Annotated in this window: 14 protein-coding genes; 5 read left to right on the top strand and 9 right to left on the bottom strand. The window is 70.3% G+C overall.

Annotation, left to right across the window (positions count from 1 at the left end; all coding sequences use genetic code 11):
* Window positions 1-14: 14 nt before the first annotated feature.
* Window positions 15-2,993 carry a TIM-barrel domain-containing protein gene (locus ACFYXF_RS47390; RefSeq protein ID WP_389359781.1) on the bottom strand — a complete coding sequence of 993 codons (2,979 nt, stop codon included), beginning with the start codon at window positions 2,991-2,993 and terminating at the stop codon, window positions 15-17.
* A 351-nt stretch (window positions 2,994-3,344) separates the two neighbouring features.
* On the bottom strand, window positions 3,345-4,244 hold the full coding sequence (locus ACFYXF_RS47385) for an SIS domain-containing protein (RefSeq protein WP_389359754.1): 900 nt from the start codon (window positions 4,242-4,244) through the stop codon (window positions 3,345-3,347).
* A 196-nt stretch (window positions 4,245-4,440) separates the two neighbouring features.
* Between ACFYXF_RS47385 and ACFYXF_RS47380 the strand changes: the two genes are divergently transcribed.
* Genes ACFYXF_RS47380 through ACFYXF_RS47370 form a run of 3 tightly spaced genes read left to right on the top strand, consistent with a single transcriptional unit; the run spans window position 4,441 to window position 7,543 of the window.
* Entirely contained in the window at window positions 4,441-5,700 is a 1,260-nt protein-coding gene (locus ACFYXF_RS47380; protein WP_389359752.1) for an extracellular solute-binding protein, read from the top strand.
* Window positions 5,701-5,726: 26 nt separating this feature from the next.
* Window positions 5,727-6,671: a carbohydrate ABC transporter permease gene (locus ACFYXF_RS47375; protein WP_389359750.1), complete on the top strand. Its 945-nt coding sequence runs from the start codon at window positions 5,727-5,729 to the stop codon at window positions 6,669-6,671.
* A gap of 44 nt (window positions 6,672-6,715) precedes the next feature.
* Window positions 6,716-7,543 (top strand): carbohydrate ABC transporter permease, encoded by an 828-nt coding sequence (locus tag ACFYXF_RS47370; RefSeq protein WP_389359748.1) that lies wholly within the window; start codon window positions 6,716-6,718, stop codon window positions 7,541-7,543.
* 50 nt (window positions 7,544-7,593) lie between these two features.
* On the opposite strand, the gene ACFYXF_RS47365 is transcribed toward ACFYXF_RS47370, so the two are convergent.
* From ACFYXF_RS47365 to xylB, 7 genes are all read right to left on the bottom strand, one after another.
* On the bottom strand, window positions 7,594-8,382 hold the full coding sequence (locus ACFYXF_RS47365) for a DeoR/GlpR family DNA-binding transcription regulator (RefSeq protein WP_389359746.1): 789 nt from the start codon (window positions 8,380-8,382) through the stop codon (window positions 7,594-7,596).
* A gap of 462 nt (window positions 8,383-8,844) precedes the next feature.
* Window positions 8,845-10,368 (bottom strand): aldehyde dehydrogenase family protein, encoded by a 1,524-nt coding sequence (locus ACFYXF_RS47360; RefSeq protein ID WP_389359744.1) that lies wholly within the window; start codon window positions 10,366-10,368, stop codon window positions 8,845-8,847.
* A gap of 274 nt (window positions 10,369-10,642) precedes the next feature.
* Entirely contained in the window at window positions 10,643-11,959 is a 1,317-nt protein-coding gene (locus ACFYXF_RS47355; RefSeq protein WP_389359742.1) for a GAF domain-containing protein, read from the bottom strand.
* Between the two features lie 70 nt (window positions 11,960-12,029).
* Window positions 12,030-12,629 (bottom strand): N-acetylmuramoyl-L-alanine amidase, encoded by a 600-nt coding sequence (locus ACFYXF_RS47350; protein WP_389359740.1) that lies wholly within the window; start codon window positions 12,627-12,629, stop codon window positions 12,030-12,032.
* A gap of 157 nt (window positions 12,630-12,786) precedes the next feature.
* The gene (locus ACFYXF_RS47345; RefSeq protein ID WP_389359738.1) at window positions 12,787-13,800 is read right to left on the bottom strand and encodes an acetamidase/formamidase family protein; all 1,014 of its coding nucleotides are present in this window, start codon (window positions 13,798-13,800) and stop codon (window positions 12,787-12,789) included.
* 261 nt (window positions 13,801-14,061) lie between these two features.
* Window positions 14,062-15,270, bottom strand: coding sequence for an ROK family protein (locus tag ACFYXF_RS47340; protein ID WP_389359736.1), 1,209 nt, complete (start codon window positions 15,268-15,270; stop codon window positions 14,062-14,064).
* A gap of 64 nt (window positions 15,271-15,334) precedes the next feature.
* Window positions 15,335-16,780, bottom strand: a complete 1,446-nt coding sequence (gene xylB / locus ACFYXF_RS47335) for a xylulokinase (protein WP_389359734.1) — start codon at window positions 16,778-16,780, stop codon at window positions 15,335-15,337.
* Between the two features lie 201 nt (window positions 16,781-16,981).
* On the opposite strand from xylB, the gene xylA reads away from it, so the two are divergent.
* Both xylA and ACFYXF_RS47325 read left to right on the top strand, forming a co-directional pair.
* Window positions 16,982-18,148 carry a xylose isomerase gene (gene xylA, locus ACFYXF_RS47330; RefSeq protein WP_389359732.1) on the top strand — a complete coding sequence of 389 codons (1,167 nt, stop codon included), beginning with the start codon at window positions 16,982-16,984 and terminating at the stop codon, window positions 18,146-18,148.
* Window positions 18,149-18,340: 192 nt separating this feature from the next.
* Window positions 18,341-19,243 (top strand): hypothetical protein, encoded by a 903-nt coding sequence (locus tag ACFYXF_RS47325; RefSeq protein WP_389359730.1) that lies wholly within the window; start codon window positions 18,341-18,343, stop codon window positions 19,241-19,243.
* Window positions 19,244-19,258 lie beyond the last annotated feature (15 nt).

Genomic DNA, 19,258 nt, shown 5'->3' with positions numbered 1-19,258 from the left:
GGTGCAGGGAGGTGTCAGGAGGTGACGGAGAATCCGCTGAAGACGGCTTCGATGTTCTCGCCGGGGTAGTTGACGTTGGCCGCGCTGGCGACCATCCCGGCGTCACCGGTGCCGGCGGCCGACGGCACCTGGGCGGTGCCGACCTGCGACCAGGTCTCGCCGTCCTTGCTGGCGTACGCGGTGTAGGTGGCGCCGTCCCGGGTCAGCCTGAGATACGCCGGGTGGTAGGTGGAGCCACCGCCCGCCCAGGTGTCGAGCTTCCCGTCGCCGTCGCTGTCGGTCATGAACTCCAGGCCGTACTGCTGGGTCATGACCAGCACTGCGTAACCGCCCTTTTCGGGCGCCGTCAGGTCGTTGGCGAAGGCGACGCCGGCCTTGCCGACCGGTGAGGCGCTGCTCTGGGAGACCAACTGGGCCTGCACCGTGGCCTTCTCGCCGGCCGCGTCGTCGCGGTAGATGACGCCCTTCTCGTCCTTCCAGCCGGACAGGTCCTGGCCACCCGCCCAGATGGCGAACTGGTCGCCGCTCTGGGCGTATTGGGCGCCCCCGGAGGTGGTGTCGGCCGTCAGGTACGGCTCCTGCACGCTGCCCGGAGCGGCCTTCACCTGCGCCGGCACGGTGTCGGACACCTTCTGCGTGCCGTTGTGACCGGTGTAGGTGTAGGTGTAGGTGACGGTGCCGGTGAGGTCGTGGCTGCCCCATCGGGCGTCGTCGGCCGGGGTCACCGTCCATGTGGTGGTGAGTGTGGCGCCGTTCCTGAGGGACTTCGCGGTGGCCGGGCCGGTCGCCTTGGCACTCCAGCCGTTGGGCAGGTCCAGTGCGGCCTTGGCGTTCCTGAGGGTCCGGGTGCCCCAGTTGGTCACCTCGGTGGTCACCTCGAACGGCGTACCGGAGTCGGTGGACGGCGCGTCCGGGGTGATCAGGACCGAGGCGGCCGGCACGTCGTCGCGCTTGAGCGCCTTCACGGCCTTGGCGGCGCCCTTGGCCTTGAGGTCGACGAAGGCCGGGGTGACGCCGAGCGGCGCCGCGTATCCCTTGAGGGTCTTGGGGCCGCGGATCACCGTGCCCTGGTTGACGTCGTACCACGTGCCCGGCGGCAGATGGACCGAGCGGGTGGCGCCGGTGCTCAGCTTGGGGGCGGCCAGTACGGCCGGGCCGAGCATCCACTCGTCGGTGGCCGTGTAACTCGCCTCGTCCTTCGGGAAGTCGAAGAACAGCGGCCGCATGATCGGATCGCCGGTCTTGAGAGTGCTCTGCACCTGGTCCCAGATGTAGGGGGCGAGCTTCTCGTGCGTCTTGATCGCCTGCCGGTAGAGGTCGACCGTCTCCTGGTCGTAGTCCACCTGCTGCCCGGTGGTGGTGTCGTTGGTGTCGACCGGGGAGGTCGAGGCGTACATCAGTGGCATGAGCGAGGCGGACTGCGCCCACCGCACCAGCACGTCCTTCGACGGTGCCGGCTGGCCGCCGGAGCCGCCGATCATGTCGGACTCGACGAACGGGTAGCCGATGGTGGAGATGGCCAGGTTCTGGGTGGCGGAGGCGCGCAGGGAGTCCCAGCCGGTGCCCTTGTCGACCTGGCGGGTGACGAATCCCGCCTCGTGGGCCGTCCGGTTCCAGTGCACCCGGATGCCGGCGCCCTGGAGGTCGAACTCGTCGGCGAGCTGGGTGCCGAGCTGCTGGTAGTCCGTGGCCTGGTGGCCCTCGCGCGGCGCGCACTTCTCGTCGAAGAATCGGGTGTCGAACTTCAGCCCGTCGATGTCGTAGGTGTCCATGAGGGTCTTGAGGTTGCCCTCGTACCAGGCCTTGGCGTCGGGGTTCGCCAGGTCGATGATCCCGGCCTGGCCGTTCCACCAGGTCACTTCACACGGCTTGGCCGTGTCCTCGGCGTCCATGAGCAGATAGCCGTGGTCGACCGCGTACTGGTAGTTGTCGGAGTCCAGGTTGATCCACAGGGTGACCCAGATGCCGAAGTCGAACCCCATGTCGTGGATCTTCTCGGACAGGCCCTTGGGATCGGGGAAGGTCTTGGGATCCCAGGTCAGATTGCCGTAGTTCGACTCCCACTTGTCGTCGAGCTGGATGGTGTGTCCGTCCAGACCGTTGTCGTGGAGGTCGGTGGCGTAGTCGAGCAGTTTCTCCTGGTCGACCTTGGTGTAGAACTGCGCCCAGGAATTCCACAGCGGTTTGGCGTACTGCTCGTACGTCGCGTCGGACTTGGCCGGCTTGCCGACGATGCCGATGTAGTCGCGGTAGACCTCCAGTGGGGCCGACTCGACGAACACGGTGGCCTTGTAGGTGTCGGGCGACTCGACGGTGAAGGTGCCGAGGCCGTCCTTGCCCTTGTTGAGCGCCACGTCCATGACGTGCCCGGTGTCGACGCGCAGACCGGTCGACTCGGACGTGTACCAGAACGGGTCGATCATGTTGTACGACGCCGGTCCGAAGGTCTCGTGGTCGACCTCGCCGGCGTCGAGCGGCCAGGGCTGGTTGACGCCGGGACCGCCCTGCGGAGTCTCCGCCTCGCCGTGGCCGTACCAGTGGCCGGCCGATGACAGGTCGTAGGCGAGGCCCAGTTGCCTCGCTCCGCCGCCGTGGACGTCCCAGTCGAGCTGGTAGCGGTCGGCGCCGGGCGTGATCCGGACCTCCACCGTGGCGCCGTCGAGCGTGCTGTCGGCGGTGACGGTCAGGACGCCGTTCTTCCACGTCCAGCCGGTGACGTCGGTCGCGTGCTGCCACGTGCCGTCAGACGCGGTGAAGCGCAGGGCGCCGGTGTCGGCGGTGGCAGTGGCGAGCACGGTCTTCCCGGCGCGGCGCGTGGTCAGGGCGAGTTCGTCGGTGGCCACGTCGAGGGCGTAGCCGGGGGCGCCGGCGGAGGCCGGTACGGAGACCGTGACGGCGTGCGCGGTGTGGGCCACCTTCGGCCCGCCGGTGGTGGCGGCGGTGGTGGGGCGGGCGGCGGCCGTTGCCGCGGCAGAGCCGGTGACGGGCGCCATCAACATGGCGGCGGTCAGGGCGCCGGCGAGTAACAGGCCGCCGGGACTGCTCAGTCGGGCGTGCACTCGTGTCCTCCTGTCGGACAGGACGGTGACGGTGGCTCAGGAGCTGCGGTGCGTGGTGCCGATGGCATGTGGTCTGCTTGATTCTGCGTGCAGATGCAAGATTCAAGCGATTTCGCTCATGTTCTTGCGGTAGCCGCCACCTGTCAACAGGCGGGACACGCGGCTTCCCGAGTGGCAGGGAGGCTCTCGTGGAGCGGCTCTTGTACCTGGTGGCGGTCGGTCCCGGGTCCCGCCGAGAGGCCCCGACGGGCCCGGAAACCGTTCGTAACGGACGGGTAAATTTCCTCAGGTCAGGATCACGGAACGGGTCAGATGGCGCGGATTGTCCGGGTCAAGCCCGCGTGCCGAGGCGAGGGCGGCGGCCAGCCGGTGCACCACGACGAGGTCCGCCAGTGGGTCCCGGCCGAGTGCCACCAACTGCCCGCCGGTGCGGGCGATCTCGTCGGCGAGACCGGAGGGCAGGTCTGCCGGGTCCCCGAACCACCACGCCACACGGCCGGGTCCGGTGACGCTGATCGGGCCGTGCCGGTACTCCATCACCGGATAGGCCTCGGTCCAGGCGCCCGCCGCCTCACGCATCTTCAGCGCCGCCTCCTGGGCGATGCCGTGGGCCCAGCCCTGCCCCAGGAAGGTGAACTGCTCGGCCTCCAGCACCCCGGCCGGCAGGGGTTCGTCCAGCGCCGAGTGCCCCTGCTGCGGCAGATGTCCGAGGTCCTCGCCCAAGTGGGCCCGCAGAAGCACCAGTTCGGTGCTGGCGAACCGGGTCTGGACGACCGAGGTCTCGTCGGCGAAGTCGAGCGGGACGACGGCGTCCGCCGCCCGCGTCACCGGCGACTGCGGCACTGCGGTCACCGCGGTGGTGGGGGTGCGCCCGCCCAGTCGGCGGAGCAGCTCCAGCACCTCGGTCGTGGTGCCGGACCGGGTCAGCGCGATCACCCGGTCGTAGGCGCGGCCGGCCGGCATCTCGGAGGCGGGGAAGGCGTCGGTCTCGCCGTGGCCGCCCGACTCCCGCAGCGCCGCGTACGCCTGGGCGATGAACCAGGACGTGCCGCAACCGACGACGGCCACCCGCTCGCCGGGCCGGGGCAGCGAGGCGGAGGCGGGGCCGTCGGGCTGCCGGGCCAGCGTCAACGCCTGCCGCCAGCAGTCGGGTTGGGTGGCGATCTCGATCTCGGTCCGACTCATCGGGAGTCTCCCCTCTCGGGCGCACGGCGTGACCGATACGTGATGCGGCGGCCCTTGACGCCGTGCGCGTTTCATTGAGCATCATGTCGTTCGATGATTGATAGCACTATGAATCGAGCATAAACAAGCAAGCGGGCGCGCAATCAGGCGAGCACGCGCTGGACGAAGCACGCGATGCGTGCGGAGGGGGTACTCCGTGAAACGGCACCTCGCAGGCCTCGCCGGGGGACTGTCCCTGGCACTGGCCCTCACCGGATGCGGCAAGGGCAGTTCCTCGGACAGCGGCGGATCCGACGGCAGGACGATCAGGTTCGTCGCGGCGAAGTACGACGACGACACCCAGGCCTACTGGACGGCACTGATCAAGGACTTCGAATCCGTGAACCCCGGCTACCGGGTGAATCTCGAAGTCGTCGACTGGGAGCAGATGGACTCCAAGGTCAAGACGTACGTCCAGACCAAGCAGGAACCCGACATCCTCAACTACAACAAGTTCTCCGACTTCGCCCGCGACGGCCTGGTCCACAAGGCGCAGGACGTCGTCTCCCCCGAGGTGCTGGCCGACTTCCTCCCGCTGCTCAGACAGAAGGCGCAGTACGAGGGAGCCCAGTACGGCCTGCCCTTCATCTCCAGCGCGCGCCTGTTCTTCTACAACAAGGACATCTTCGCCAAGGCGGGCATCGCCCGGCCGCCGACCACGTGGGCCGAGGTCGAGGCCGACGCCAAGAAGATCAAGCGGGCCGGGTACATCGGCCTCGGGTTACCCCTGGGGGCCGAGGAGGCCCAGGCCGAGTTCCAGATCTGGGCCATGAACAACGGCGGCGGCTGGACCGACGCCTCGGGCGAGTGGGCGATCGACCAGCAGGCCAACATCGACACGCTCACCTATCTGCGGAAACTGACGAAGGACAAGGTCACCCAGCCCAACCCGGAGACCACCAACCGCAAGGACGTCTTCAACCAGTTCGCCCAGGGCAGGATCGGCATGCTGAACGGGGCCGTCTTCATGCGGAAGGGCTTCATCGACCCGGTCGACGCGAAACTGAACTACGGAGTCGCGGCCCTGCCCAGCAAGAACGGCGGTACGCACAAGACGCTCGGTGTGCAGGACTACCTCGTCGCGTTCAAGAAGGGTGACGGGTCGAACAGGACGGCGGTGAAGAAGTTCCTCGACTTCTTCTACCAGAAGGAGAACGCCGCCGAGTTCGTCTCCACCGAGGGGTTCCTGTCGGTCACCAGGTCGGCCGGTGAGGTGCTCAGTTCCGACAGCCGGAACGCCGCCTACTACAAGCCGTTCGTCGACGCCCTCTCCGACGCGGAGTTCGCCCCCACCGACGACCCCGCATGGGCCGCGGTCGACGGCGCCGTGAAACAGCGCATCGGCACGGCGGTGGCGGGCGGCGACCCGGCGAAGGTCCTGGGCGAGATCCAGAAGACCGCGCAGAAGGGCGACTGACCACGGTGGCTGTACACGATGTCACCGTGAGCGCCACCGGGGCCGAACACCCGGCCCCGGTGGCGCCGGCGCCCCCCTCGCCGCGCCGCCGTCGCAGGACATGGCGCACGCTGGAGCCCCTGCTGTGGCTCGGTCCCGCGATCCTCCTCATCCTGACCATGGTCGTCTGGCCGGTCGTCGAGATGATCCGTACGTCCCTGACGCGGGTGAGCTCCACCGGACAGTCCCAGGGGTTCGCCGGAATCCGCAACTACACCGACCTGTTCGCCGAGGGCGACCTGCCCGGAGTGCTGCTGCGCACCCTCGTGTGGGTCGTGGGAGTCGTCACCGTCACGCTCGTGCTCTCGCTCGGCCTGGCCGGGCTGCTGAACTCCCGTTTCCCCGGGCGCCGGTGGGTGCGGTGGGCGCTGATCGTGCCCTGGGCCTCGTCCGTGCTGATGACGGCGCTCATCTGGCGCTGGATGCTCAACAACTTCTACGGCGTGCTCAACCGGCTGCTCATGGACCTCGGCGTGCTGGACGCGCCCGTCAACTGGCTGGCCGATCCGGGGCAGGCCCTTGCCGCGATGATGGGCGTGGCGGTGTTCGTCTCGCTGCCGTTCACCTCGTTCGTCCTGCTGGCCGGCCTGCAGAGCATCCCCGCCGAGGTGTACGAGGCGGCGCGGGTCGACGGCGCCGGCCCGGTCCACGGCTATCTGGGCATCACTCTGCCGCTGCTGCGGCCCTCGCTGGTGGTCGCCGCGATCATCAACGTCATCAACGTGTTCAACTCGTTCCCCATCATCTGGGCCATGACGCGCGGCGGCCCCGGCTTCGCCACCGACACGACCACCACCTACCTGTACAAACTCGCCTTCGACAACCAGTCGGCGGGGGAGTCGGCAGCGATGGCCGTCGTCAACTTCGGGCTGGTCATGGCTGTGGTGCTGGTCTATCTGCGCATCGTCCGCGGACAGGAGGCCACCGAGTGAGCAGCCCTCACAAAGCTGTGCCGCGCAGGAAGCGGCCCGGACCGATGAAACTGCGCACCGTCCTGCTCACCGCTGTCGGATGGCTGGTGGCGCTGGCGTTTCTCGCGCCCTACGCGGAAATGCTGCTGACGGCGCTCAAACCGACGCCCGAACTGATGAAGTCCCCGCCGTCCTATCTGCCCTCCCGATGGGAGTGGTCGAACTTCACGCACATCTGGTCGCTCACCGACCCGCGCGTCGCGGACGCGCTGCTGTTCTCGCTGTACGTCGCCGGGGCGGCGACGCTGCTGGCCCTGGCTGTCGGGCTGCCCGCCGCGTACTACACCGCCCGGCACCGCTTCCGAGGGCGTGGCGCCTTCCTGCTGCTCGTACTCGTCACCCAGATGTTCGCGCCGACCGCGCTGCTGGTCGGTATCTACCGGGAGATGGTCAGCCTCGACCTGACCGACACCGCCGAGGGCCTCATCCTGGTGAACGCGGCATTCAACCTGCCGTTCTGCGTGTGGATCCTCAACGCGTACTTCGCGAGCATCCCCCGGGAACTGGAGGAGGCGGCCTGGCTCGACGGCACCGGGCGGTTCGGCGCCCTCACCCGTGTCGTCCTGCCGCTCGCGATGCCCGGTGTGGTGACCGCGCTCGTCTACACCTTCATCGGCGCGTGGAACGAGTACGTGGTGGCACTCACCATCACCTCGTCCAGCAACCGGATGACCCTGACCAGGGCGATACCCGGTTTCGTCACCTCGTACCACGAGCAGTGGCAGTACCTGTTCGCCACTTCGCTCGTCGCGATCGTGCCCGTGGTGGTGCTCTTCGTCTTCGTGGAGCGCCACCTCGTCTCCGGCCTGACCGCGGGCGGCGTCCGGGGATGACGCCGGGATGCGCGACGCGGCCGGGGCCGGCACGGGAGCGGCGGGCGGTGTCAGGCGCGGATGACCTCCACGCCGGCCGCCGCGAACGACTTGGTCAGCTCGTCCGAGGCGGCCTTGTCGGTCACCAGGACGTCGATGTCCTCCACCGGGCAGATACGGGCGAAGGCCCGCCGGTCCAGCTTGGTGGAGTCGGCGACCGCCACGACCTGCTGCGCGCGGCGGGCCAGCGCCCGGTTGATGCTGGCCTCGCCCTCGTGGTGGGCGGTCGCCCCGTGGGCCACGTCGATGGCATCCACCCCTATGAAGACCTGGTCGAGTGCGATCTCCGCGAGCAGTTCGGTGGCCAGCGGTCCGATCAGTTCATAGGACGCCGGCCGGGCCACCCCGCCGGTCACCACGAGCTTGACGTGGCGCCGTACCACCAGCTCGTTGGCGATGTTCAGCGCGTTGGTCACCACGGTGAGCGCGGTCTCCGTGCCGCCGGAACCCAGGTCGGCGCGGGTGGCCAGAGCCCGCGCCACCTCGGTGGTCGTGGTGCCGCCGTTCAGTCCCACCACGGCGCCGGCCTTCACCAGTCCCGCGGCCGCGTGCGCGATCCGCTCCTTCTCCGGAGCGTTGCGCGCGGCCTTGTAGCGCAGTGGCAGGTCGTAGGCGATCGCGTTGAGCGCGGCTCCGCCGTGCGTGCGGGTGACCATCTGCTGGCGGGCCAGCTCGTCGAGGTCGCGCCTGATCGTCGCGGCGGAGACCCCCAACTCCTCGGCCGCCGCCTCGACTTCGATCCGCCCGTCGCGCGTCAGCATCTCCAGCAGCGCGCTCCACCGGGCCTGCGGTGCCGCCATGTCTCACAACTCTCTGTCGACGGTGTGCGCCACAATGTGCACACCTCCATGAAACCACAGCGCTCGATTGGGTGCTTTATGGTCGCGAAACGAGCAAAATCCTGCACTTCCAGCAAGCCCATGCCGCTGTCGCGGCCCTCGCACGCCGCGATGGACGGGCCGTCGGCGCGTTCAACGTGATCACCCTGGAGCACGCCGACGCCGCTCTTTCTCTGGACGAGCACTCCCTGGAGCTGGCCAAGCGCCCTTACGACCTGCGCCACGTCGGCATCTCGTTCGGGTTGGCCTCCGGGATCGATCCAGCGGGGTGCGCGCGCCGAGCAGGCCAGAGCATCCAGGTCCTCCTCCGCTACTACGCCAGATTCCTCGCCGGAACGAGAAACCACGCCAACCGGCATGATTGCGCACCGAGAGGGGCGCCTGACAGGAATCTTCCCTGGTCAGGCGCCCCTTTTGCTGTGCCTAGAAGAAGCCCAGCTTCTTCGGCGAGTAGCTCACCAGGAGGTTCTTCGTCTGCTGATAGTGCTCCAGCATCATCTTGTGCGTCTCGCGCCCGATCCCGGACTGCTTGTAGCCGCCGAACGCCGCGTGCGCCGGATACGCGTGGTAGCAGTTCGTCCACACCCGGCCCGCCTGGATCGCGCGGCCCGCCCGGTAGGCGGTGTTCATGTCCCGGGTCCACACACCCGCCCCGAGGCCGTACAGCGTGTCGTTGGCGATCTTGATCGCGTCGTCGAAGTCGTCGAACGACGTCACCGACACCACCGGCCCGAAGATCTCCTCCTGGAAGATCCGCATCCGGTTGTCGCCCTCGAAGATGGTCGGCTGGACGTAGTAACCACCCTTCAACTCACCGTCGTACTCGACGCGTTCGCCGCCCGTGAGGATCCTGGCACCCTCCTGCCGACCGATGTCCAGATAGGAGAGGATCTTCTCCAGCTGGTCGTTGGAGGCCTGCGCGCCGATCATCGTGTCCGTGTCGAGCGGGTGACCCGGCTTGATCAACTCGGTGCGGGCGACCGCTCCCTGGATGAAGTCGGCGTAGTTGCCGCGCTGGACCAGCGCCCGGGACGGGCAGGTGCACACCTCGCCCTGGTTGAGCGCGAACATGGTGAAGCCTTCGAGCGCCTTGTCGCGGAAGTCGTCGTCCGCCGCCCACACGTCGTCGAAGAAGATGTTCGGCGACTTGCCGCCCAGCTCCAGCGTGACCGGCTTGATGTTCTCCGAGGCGTACTGCATGATCAGCCGCCCCGTCGTGGTCTCACCGGTGAACGCCACCTTCGCCACCCGCGCACTGGACGCGAGCGGCTTGCCCGCCTCCACCCCGAAGCCGTTGACGATGTTCACGACACCCGCCGGCAGCAGATCCGCGATCAGACTCATCCAGTAGTGGATGGACGCCGGCGTCTGCTCGGCGGGCTTGATCACGACCGCGTTGCCCGCCGCCAGCGCGGGCGCCAGCTTCCACACGGCCATCAGGATCGGGAAGTTCCACGGGATGATCTGCGCGACCACACCGAGGGGTTCGTGGAAGTGGTACGCCACCGTGTCGTCGTCGAGTTCGCCGAGCGACCCTTCCTGCGCTCGGATCGCGCCCGCGAAGTAGCGGAAGTGGTCGATGGCGAGCGGGATGTCGGCGGCGAGCGTCTCCCGGACCGGCTTGCCGTTCTCCCAGCTCTCGGCGACCGCCAGCGCTTCGAGGTTCGTCTCCATCCGGTCGGCGATCTTCAGCAGGATGTCGGACCGCTGGGTCACCGACGTACGGCCCCACGCCGGCGCCGCCGCGTGCGCCGCGTCGAGCGCGCGCTCCACGTCCTCGGCGGTGCCCCGCGCGATCTCCGTGAACGGCTGCCCGTTCACCGGACTCGGGTTCTCGAAGTACTGCCCCCGGGCCGGCGGCACGTACTCGCCGCCGATGAAGTGGTCGTAGCGCGCCTGGTAGGAGACGATCGCGCCGTCGGTACCGGGCGCCGCGTAACGGGTCATGCTGGCCTGCCTCCCTGAGCAGAACCGCCCGCCGTTGGACGGCTCACGCCGCGAGGCTAGAAGCGCCGAGGTTGCACCCAGGTTGCGTACGGATCCCGCCGGCGGCATGCGCGCGGAGCCGGGCACGGACCTGTCATGCGTACGAGGGTGCCGCCGCGTGGGCCGAGAGGGTGCCGGACGCTCGCGTGAGCCATGGGACCCGCGCCCCACGATCCACGGGTCCTGGACGGTGCCGCCCGGGCGTGCCGGGCACGTGGGCGCTCGCCGGCCTGCGTCAGTGCCGGACGGCCTGATGCGCCCAACCCCGTGGCGCCGCCTGTTCCGACTCCAGTTCGTTCAGCCGTGCCCGCACGGCCGCCGTCGGTCGTACGGCCGCGAGCGCGCGCCAGACCTCGAGGTCGTCCTCGCCCCACGGCGCGTGGGCCCAGTCGGCCAGCAGGTCCGGGTCCCGGCGGGCGACGAGCGCGGTGCGCAGACCGTCGGCGAGCCTGCGCCGCAGCCGGGCCACGGCCGGTGCCCGGGAACCGGGCAGCAGCGGCCCGGCGTACGCCCGCACCGCCGTCGTGACCGCACCCGACTCCAGCGCGCGCTCCACGACGGCGATGTCCGACTCGACCGGAACCGTCAGCCGGTACGGACGCGACGCCAGCAGCCCGGGAGCCAGGACGCGGCGCAGCCGGGCCAGTTCGGCGCGCAGCGTCACCGGCGTCACCGACTCGTCCTCGTACAGCGCGCACTGCAGCTCGTCCCCGGTGAGGCCTTCCGGGTGGAGGGCGAGCAGGACGAGGATCTCGCTGTGCCGACGGCTGAGCCGCAACTTCCGTCCGGCGGCTATCAGTTGAGCCTCGTCGCGGCCCAGTGCGGCCAGTTCGAGCACGTCCGTGGCGGGCAGAACCGGGGTGAGCAGCGCCAGTTGGGACTCGGCGGCCCGTGCCACCGCCTGTACGAACCCGAGGCTGTGCGGATGCGCGAGCCCGTCCCGGCCGGTGATGTCCACGGCACCGAGCACCCGCCCCGTGCGCGGATCGTGCACCGGAGCCGCCGCGCACGTCCACGGCTGCACCTGCCGGCTGAAGTGCTCGGCCGCGAACACCTGCACCGGCCGGTCCACGGCGACCGCCGTACCCGGCGCGTTCGTACCGACCGCCGACTCCGCCCAGCGCGCACCCGGTACGAAGTTGATCCGCCCCGCCTGCCGTCTGGTCGCGGGATGCCCCTCGACCCACAGCAGCCTGCCCTGCGCGTCGCACACCGCGAGCAGATGCTCGCCGTCGGCGGCGAACGTGCCCATGAGTTCGCGTATCAGGGGCATCACCCGGGCCAGCGGATGCTCCGCGCGGTAGGCGCCGAGATCGCCGTCCAGCAGTTCCACGCTCGCCGAGCCGTCCGGCCCCACCCCTGCCCGGGCGGAGCGGCGCCAGGAGTCCGCCACCACGGAACGCACCGGGCGGGTCACCGTCCCCGCCTCGGTGAACGTCTCGTGCGCGCGACGCAGCACCCGAACCCGTTCGACGGGGTCGGCCCCCGGCTCCAGGGCCACCCATGGATCGGTCAACTCGGCCTCCCCTGCAGGCGATGCGGCTGGTGCCATCGTCACTCCGGGGATGGACCCGGACAACCGTTTGGACGGAGTCGACCGAACGACGGCACCACTGTTTCGCTCAGGCGGCGTTGACGAGACGTATGTAGCGCGTCCAGTCCCATTGGGGCCCGGGATCCGTGTGGTCGGTGCCGGGCACCTCGTAGTGCCCGATGATGTGCGCGCGGTCCCTCGGTATGCCGTAGCGGGTGCAGATCGTCGCGGTGAGTCGCGCCGACTTCTCGTACAGGACGTCCGTGAAATAGCCGGGTCGGTCCACCCACCCTTCGTGTTCGATGCCGATGCTGCGCAGGTTGTGGTCCCAGTCGCCCGCGTGCCAGGCGATGTCGTGCTCGCGTACGCACTGCGCCACATGTCCGTCGCCGGACCGTACGACGTAGTGCGCGGACACCTTCTTGTCCGGGTGCTGGAAGACGGCCAGGGTGTTGGCGTAGGACGCCTGGGTGACGTGGATGACGACGAGGTCGGGGATCTGGGTCCCGGGTCGGCCGGCCACCGTGTAGTTGGCGGTGCTGGCCGGTTCCCAGGTGCCGAGCGGGTAGTCGAGGGACCGGGGCTGGGCGCCGACCCGGGGAGCGGGGAGCAGGGCGTAGGGGCCGGCGGCGAGCGCGACGTTCTGCAACAGCCGCCGTCTGCTGGGGAACGACCTGGTCCGCGCCATCCGTGAAGGGCCTTTCGGGAGGGGAGTGACAGCAGGGGGAGCAACAGGGGGTGGGGGAGTACTGGTACTGGTACTGGTACTGGTCGAGAGACGCACTGGTGTGCCAAAGGGGTTGCAGATGCCTGGGAGGCAGGCTCCAGGCTCAGAGCCGGAGTGCTCAGAGTCGGAGTGCCGCCGCCGTCTCGCGCAACTGTGCGTGCAGCCCGCGATGGGTCTCGCGCGCGGGCAGCCACTCCTTCCGGATCTTCGCCACGCACGTGTAGTTGGTGTCGCAGACATTGGCCAGCGGCGACTCGACGGCTTGCGTCGCGAACTGGTACGCGTCCAGCTCACTGAACCCGTAGTCCCGCACCAGCCATCGCACCAGGTCTAGCTGGGATATCCGGAACGCATCCTCCAACGGCCGTGCCGAGCCGGTCGAGATGATGTGCGTGTCGGACTCGATACGCGGCCAGGGGGTGGCGACTCCCTTGAGCAGCCCGACGATCACCACGGTGTTCATCGCGCACTCGACGGCGACCCCACAGGTCTCGCCCTCGCCCTGACGCGCGTGCCCGTCACCGAGGCTGAGCAGCGCGCCCTCGACGTTCACCCCGAGATAGCAGGTGACACCGGCCCGCATCTCCGGTGTGTCCATGTTCCCGCCGTGCGCGTCGGGCACCAGCGCGGACCGCACCTCCAGGTTGGCGGGCGCCACGCCCACCGTGCCGTGCATCGGGTCCATGGGCAGCTCGATCTCGATGTCGCTGTCCCGCGCGCGGAACAGCGCCGTACGCCGTGTCCGGTCGAGCTGCCAGATCCAGACCGTCTCCGGCAGCGGCGGCTGCAACGTGGCCGTGGTGTGCGTGGACGTGAGCGCCCCGAACAGTGGGACCGTCGTCGACGCCGCCCAGTCCCGGGCCGGTTCGATGGACACGAAGTGCACCGCGACCGTGTCGCCCGGTTCGGCGCCCTCCACATGGAAGGGACCCGTCTGCGGATTCAGGAACGGGAACTCGCACACCTCGGACACCAGGTCCTTCTCGGACCGCACACGTCCGGCGAAGCAGTCCTCCGTGTACAGGTCGAGGACGGTGCCCGGCGTGATCCGCGCGACGGGCGGCGCACCGCCGAACGTCCAGGCGTACTCGCCCGGTTCGGGGCGCACGGTCAGAATCCTGGGGTCGCTCATCGCTGCCAGCTCCGTTCGGTGGAAGGTCGCGGAAGGTCGGTGGTGGGGGTTCGCACCAACCGTCCCCATGACGGCCGGGCCTCACGTGGATCACGCTACGGCGCCCGGCGGTCGGGCAGGAAGAGCCCATGGATTTCGGTGGACAGCCGAGCGATTGTGGATAACTCCGTCACCCGAACGGGTGAAGGCGGCGCACTGCGCGGCGGACAACGGCCGGGTCGGAGCCTCTCAGCCCCCCACCGCCCGACCGGTCGGAGTCGCTCAGCCCCGCCCCGACACCGCCCCCGGATCGTCCAGCACAGCCCGCACCACCGAGTGCGCGGCGCCCAGCAGCGGGCCCTCGGGCCCCAGCCGCGACACCGACACCGCACAGGCGGGTCCCGTCGTACGCCGGTCCAGTTCGGCCTCCAGCGACGGCAGCAGCCACGGCGCGAGCCCGGACAGCGCACCGCCCAGGACGACCGTCTCGGGGTCCAGCAGATTGACCGCCCCGGTCAGCGCGATACCGAGTGCCGTGCCGGCCCCGTCCAGGGCACGCCGTACATCCGGGTCGCCCTGGGCGGCGCGCTCCGCGAGCAGCCCGACGCGGTCCTCGCCCGGCTCGACGCCAGCCGCCCGCAGGACCGCCTCCTCACCCGCGTACTGCTCCAGGCAGCCACGACCGCCGCACGCGCACTCCGGTCCCTCCGGCCACACCGGCACATGCCCCAGCTCGCCCGCGAAACCCCGCGTTCCGCGCAGCAGCCGCCCGTCCACGACCACCGCCGCGCCGATACCGATCTCGGCCGACACATGCAGGAAGTCGGGCGGGGTGCCGTCGCCGAGCCAGAGTTCCGCCAGCGCGCCGAGATTGGCCTCGTTGTCCACGGTCAGCGGGAACTCGACGGGCAGCAGTGCGCCGAGATCAGTGTCGTGCCAGTCGAGGTTGGGGGCGCGGACGACCGTGCGCCCGTCGCGGGCCACCAGTCCCGGCACGGCGACCGCGAGGCCGGCCGGCCACAGGCCCTCGTGCTCCGCCTCGGCGATCACCTTCCGCACCAGCCCGGTCAGTTCCTCGATCACCGGTTCGGGGGAGCGCCCGCGATGGGCGCCGTGGCGCACGGCGCGCGCCCGTACCTCGCCCCGCAGATCGACCGCGCAGACCGCGAGATGGTCGACACCCACCTCCGCGCCGATCCCGGCCGGACCACGCCCGCTCACGGCGAGCGCCGACCCGGGACGCCCCACTCGGCCCGGCCGCTCGGGGCCCAGCTCTTCGAGCAGCCCCGAGCGGATCAGCTCGTCCACGAGGGTCGACACCGCCGCCCGGGTCAGCCCGATGTGGGAGGCGACCGCGGCACGGGAAAGCGGCCCCTCGGCGTTGACGGTGTGCATCACGCGCGCGAGGTTGCGGCGGCGCATGCCCTGCTGGGTGTCGGGCAGCCGGGCGCCCGCGCCGGGCGGACGGGCCTCGTGCAGCGGTGCGGTCATGCCTCCCTCAGTCCTCAGTGGGTGCCGGCCGCCGTGGACGTACGCCCACGGCGGTTCGGGCGCGTCAGCCGACGTCCGTACCCCGCTCCAGCAGCGGCGATGCGTCGGAGAGTACCCCGGCGATCCGGTCCAGCGTCGCCTGGTCCCGCTCCACCGCGTCCAGGACCGGCCCCCGGGCCGTGTCCCAGCGCCGTGCCACCGCGGCCGGGTCCTCGCCGGTCAGCAGCCCCGCCGCCTGTGCCGCGGCGCCGAGCGCGACCAGCTCCTTGGCCTCGGGCACCTGGACGGGCCGCCCGGACAGCCGGCGTACGGTCTCCTGCCAGGCCGTGCCGCGCGCTCCGCCGCCGATCAGCAGCAGCGGCACCGAGCGGTCGGCGTCCGCGTCGAGCACCAGATCGAGGGCGCCGAGCAGCGAGTGCACGGCCCCGTCGTACGCGGCCTGGAGCAGCTGTCCGCCGGTCGTGTCGTGACGCAGCCCGTGCAGCAGCCCCGAGGCGCCCGGCAGGTTCGGGGTGCGCTCGCCGTCCAGGTAGGGCAGGAGGGTGACGGCCGTGCCGGGTTCGACGGCCTCACGGTCCAGGCCGAGCAGGGCCGCGACACGGTCCACGGCGAGCGTGCAGTTGAGGGTGCAGGCCAGCGGCAGCCAGTCCCCGCGCGCGTCGGCGAAGCCCGCGACGGTGCCGGTCGGGTCTGTGGGCCGGTGCGTCGAGACCGCGTACACCGTGCCCGACGTGCCGAGGCTCAGCACCGGAGTGCCGGGGCGCAGCCCGAGTCCGAGCGCGGCCGCGGCGTTGTCGCCGGTGCCCGCGGCGACCAGGGTGCCCTTGGAGAATGGCAGGTCATGGCTGTCGCGGACGGTCCCGGCCACCTCGCCGGGCCGGACCACCCGGGGCAGCAGCGCGGGGTCGAGCCCCACGTGCGCCAGCACCTCCGCGTCGTACGCCTCCGTCCCGGACGCCCACCAGCCGGTGCCGGAGACATCGCCGCGGTCGGTGGTGCCCTGACCCGTCAGGCGCTCCGTGAGGTAGTCGTGGGGGAGCCGTACCGCCTTGGTGGCGCGCAGGGCCTCCGGCTCGTGCTCCGCCAGCCAGGCCCACTTCGTGACCGTGAAGGAGGCTCCCGGCACGCTTCCGGTGCGCTCCGCCCAGGCCTTCGCGCCGCCCAGCTCCTCGACCAGGCGGCGGGCCTGCGGCGCCGAGCGCACGTCGTTCCACAGCATCGCCGGACGGACCGGCTCGCCCTGGGCGTCCAGGGTGACGAGCCCGTGCTGCTGGCCGCCGATCGACACGGCGGCGGCCTCGCGGGCCGCGTCACCGCATTGGCTCAGCGCCTCGCACAGGGCGTCCCACCACTGCCGCGGGTCGCTCTCGCGGCCCGCCCCCGTGGTGACGGTGTGCGGGGCCTGGCCGCTCGCCACGACCTGTCCGGTGGCCGCGTCGACGACCAGTGCCTTGGTGGACTGGGTCGACGTGTCCACGCCGACGACGAGCGGACCCTCGGCTGCTGACATCGAGCTCTCCCTTTTCCGCGGCTCCGCGGGATCTGGCCTGGTGTTTTCCGGTGCCTGTCCGGGTCGCGGCGACCCGTCCCCACCCTCAGTCTCTGCTCAGGGAAACGTTTCAGGGACACGTTGTCTCTTCCCAGAGATGCTTCCGCATACTAATTTGTAAACCGCCATGACGAAATAGTCGGAGCAGCAAGGAGCCGCGGCATGAACTACCAGCCCACCCCCGATGACAGGTTCACCTTCGGCCTGTGGACCGTCGGCTGGCAGGGACGGGACCCGTTCGGCGACGCCACCCGCCGTGCGCTCGACCCGGTCGAGACGGTGCAGCGTCTGTCCGAGCTGGGTGCCCATGGGGTGACCTTCCACGACGACGACCTGATCCCGTTCGGGTCCTCGGACGCCGAGCGCGAGTCGCACATCAAGCGCTTCCGCCAGGCGCTCGACGCGACCGGCATGAAGGTGCCGATGGCCACCACCAACCTCTTCACTCACCCCGTCTTCAAGGACGGCGCGTTCACCGCGAACGACCGTGAGGTGCGTCGTTACGCGCTGCGCAAGACGATCCGCAACATCGACCTCGCGGTCGAACTCGGCGCGGAGACCTATGTCGCCTGGGGCGGCCGGGAAGGCGCCGAGTCCGGCGCCGCCAAGGACGTACGTGTCGCCCTGGACCGGATGAAGGAGGCCTTCGACCTCCTCGGCGAGTACGTGATCTCCCAGGGCTACGACCTGAAGTTCGCGATCGAGCCCAAGCCGAACGAGCCGCGCGGCGACATCCTGCTGCCGACGGTCGGCCACGCGCTTGCCTTCATCGAGCGCCTGGAGCGCCCGGAGCTGTACGGCGTCAACCCCGAGGTCGGACACGAGCAGATGGCCGGGCTGAACTTCCCGCACGGCATCGCCCAGGCCCTGTGGGCGGGCAAGCTCTTCCACATCGACCTCAACGGTCAGTCCGGCATCAAGTACGACCAGGACCTGCGCTTCGGCGCCGGTGACCTGCGTGCCGCCTTCTGGCTGGTCGACCTTCTGGAGAGCGCCGGTTACGCGGGCCCGAAGCACTTCGACTTCAAGCCGCCGCGGACCGAGGACCTCGACGGCGTGTGGGCCTCGGCGGCCGGCTGCATGCGCAACTACCTCATCCTGAAGGAGCGTGCGGCGGCCTTCCGCGCCGACCCGGAGGTCCAGGCGGCCCTGCGTGCCTCGCGTCTGGACGAGCTGGCGCAGCAGACGGCGGCGGACGGCCTGGCGGGCCTGCTCGCGGACCGCTCGGCCTTCGAGGAGTTCGACGTGGAGGCGACCGCCGCGCGCGGGATGGCCTTCGAGCAGCTCGACCAGCTGGCCATGGACCACCTGCTGGGTGCGCGCGGCTGAGTCGCGTGCTGGGGGACACCCGTCTCCGACGGGTGTCCCCGGTTCACTGCCGTTCACAGCTGTGCTCCGGTTGATCCCCCGTGACCGGTCCCCGCGCGGATTGCTCCGGAATCGTGCGGTCCATGGCATGAGGCCGTATCAACTTCCGCGTGGGGGTCGCGTGCTGACCGGTTCGCGGCGAGTCTTGACGGTATGGCCATGCCGCCCGTACCGCCTCAGCCGCCCGGGCCGCCGGGGGGCGCTCCGCCTCCGGGCGGTGGCTTCGGACCACCACCTGAAGGCTTCGGCCCGCCCTCCGGAGGAGGCTACGGAAGCGGGGGCTACGGCCCTCCCCACGAGGGCAACGGCAGCAGCGGCTACGGGCCTCCTCCGGGCGGCGGTAACTGGCAGCCGCCGGAGCAGCCCGGCGAACCGGGCGGACACCGGGGCCCCGGCAGGCGCCCGAGCCCGCTCCTGATCCTGATCGCCGCGATCGTCGTGCTCGGAGCGGTCGTCGCCGTGGTGCTCCTGGCCTCAGGAGGCGACGACGACCCGGAGAAGAACCCACCGAAGAGCAGCGAGAGTTCAAGCGGCACACCTGAGCCGTCGTTCAGCCTCCCGACCGAACTGCCCACCAAGCTCCCCACCAAGTTGCCCACGGACCTGCCGTCCGGCTTCCCCACCGAGCTTCCGACCGAGTTCCCCACGGACCTGCCGAGCGAGTTCCCGAGCGACCTGGAGTCGCTCATCCCCCTGTCCGGCGCCGAAGTCCCGTACTACATGCTGCGAACGGGCGACTGCTTCGACACCGACGCCTCCCACCCCGGACAGGCCGCGAAGCGCGCGTGCGACGGACCGCACGACGCCGAGGTCGTGAAGGTGGCCGAACTGGAAGGCGGTCACTCGACAGACGCCGCCCTTCAGAAGGCCGCGTCCGCCCTGTGCCGGTCACCCCTGGAGCGCGCGGCGGCCGAGCAGCCCGCGGGTACCGTGCAGGGCAGCCTCGTGCAGTATCCGGACACCGCGAGCTACCGGTTGGGCATCGACAAGGTCACGTGCAGCCTGGCCGCGGGCCTTGGCTCCGACACCCGGAAACTCACCACACCACTGACCTGACGTCCCGGCAGATCG

Origin of the sequence: Streptomyces sp. NPDC002680 (assembly GCF_042889145.1) — a bacterium.
Taxonomy (GTDB): domain Bacteria; phylum Actinomycetota; class Actinomycetes; order Streptomycetales; family Streptomycetaceae; genus Streptomyces; species Streptomyces adonidis.
Note: the sequence above shows the minus strand (reverse complement) of the source record. Positions and strands in the feature narration are given on the sequence as shown.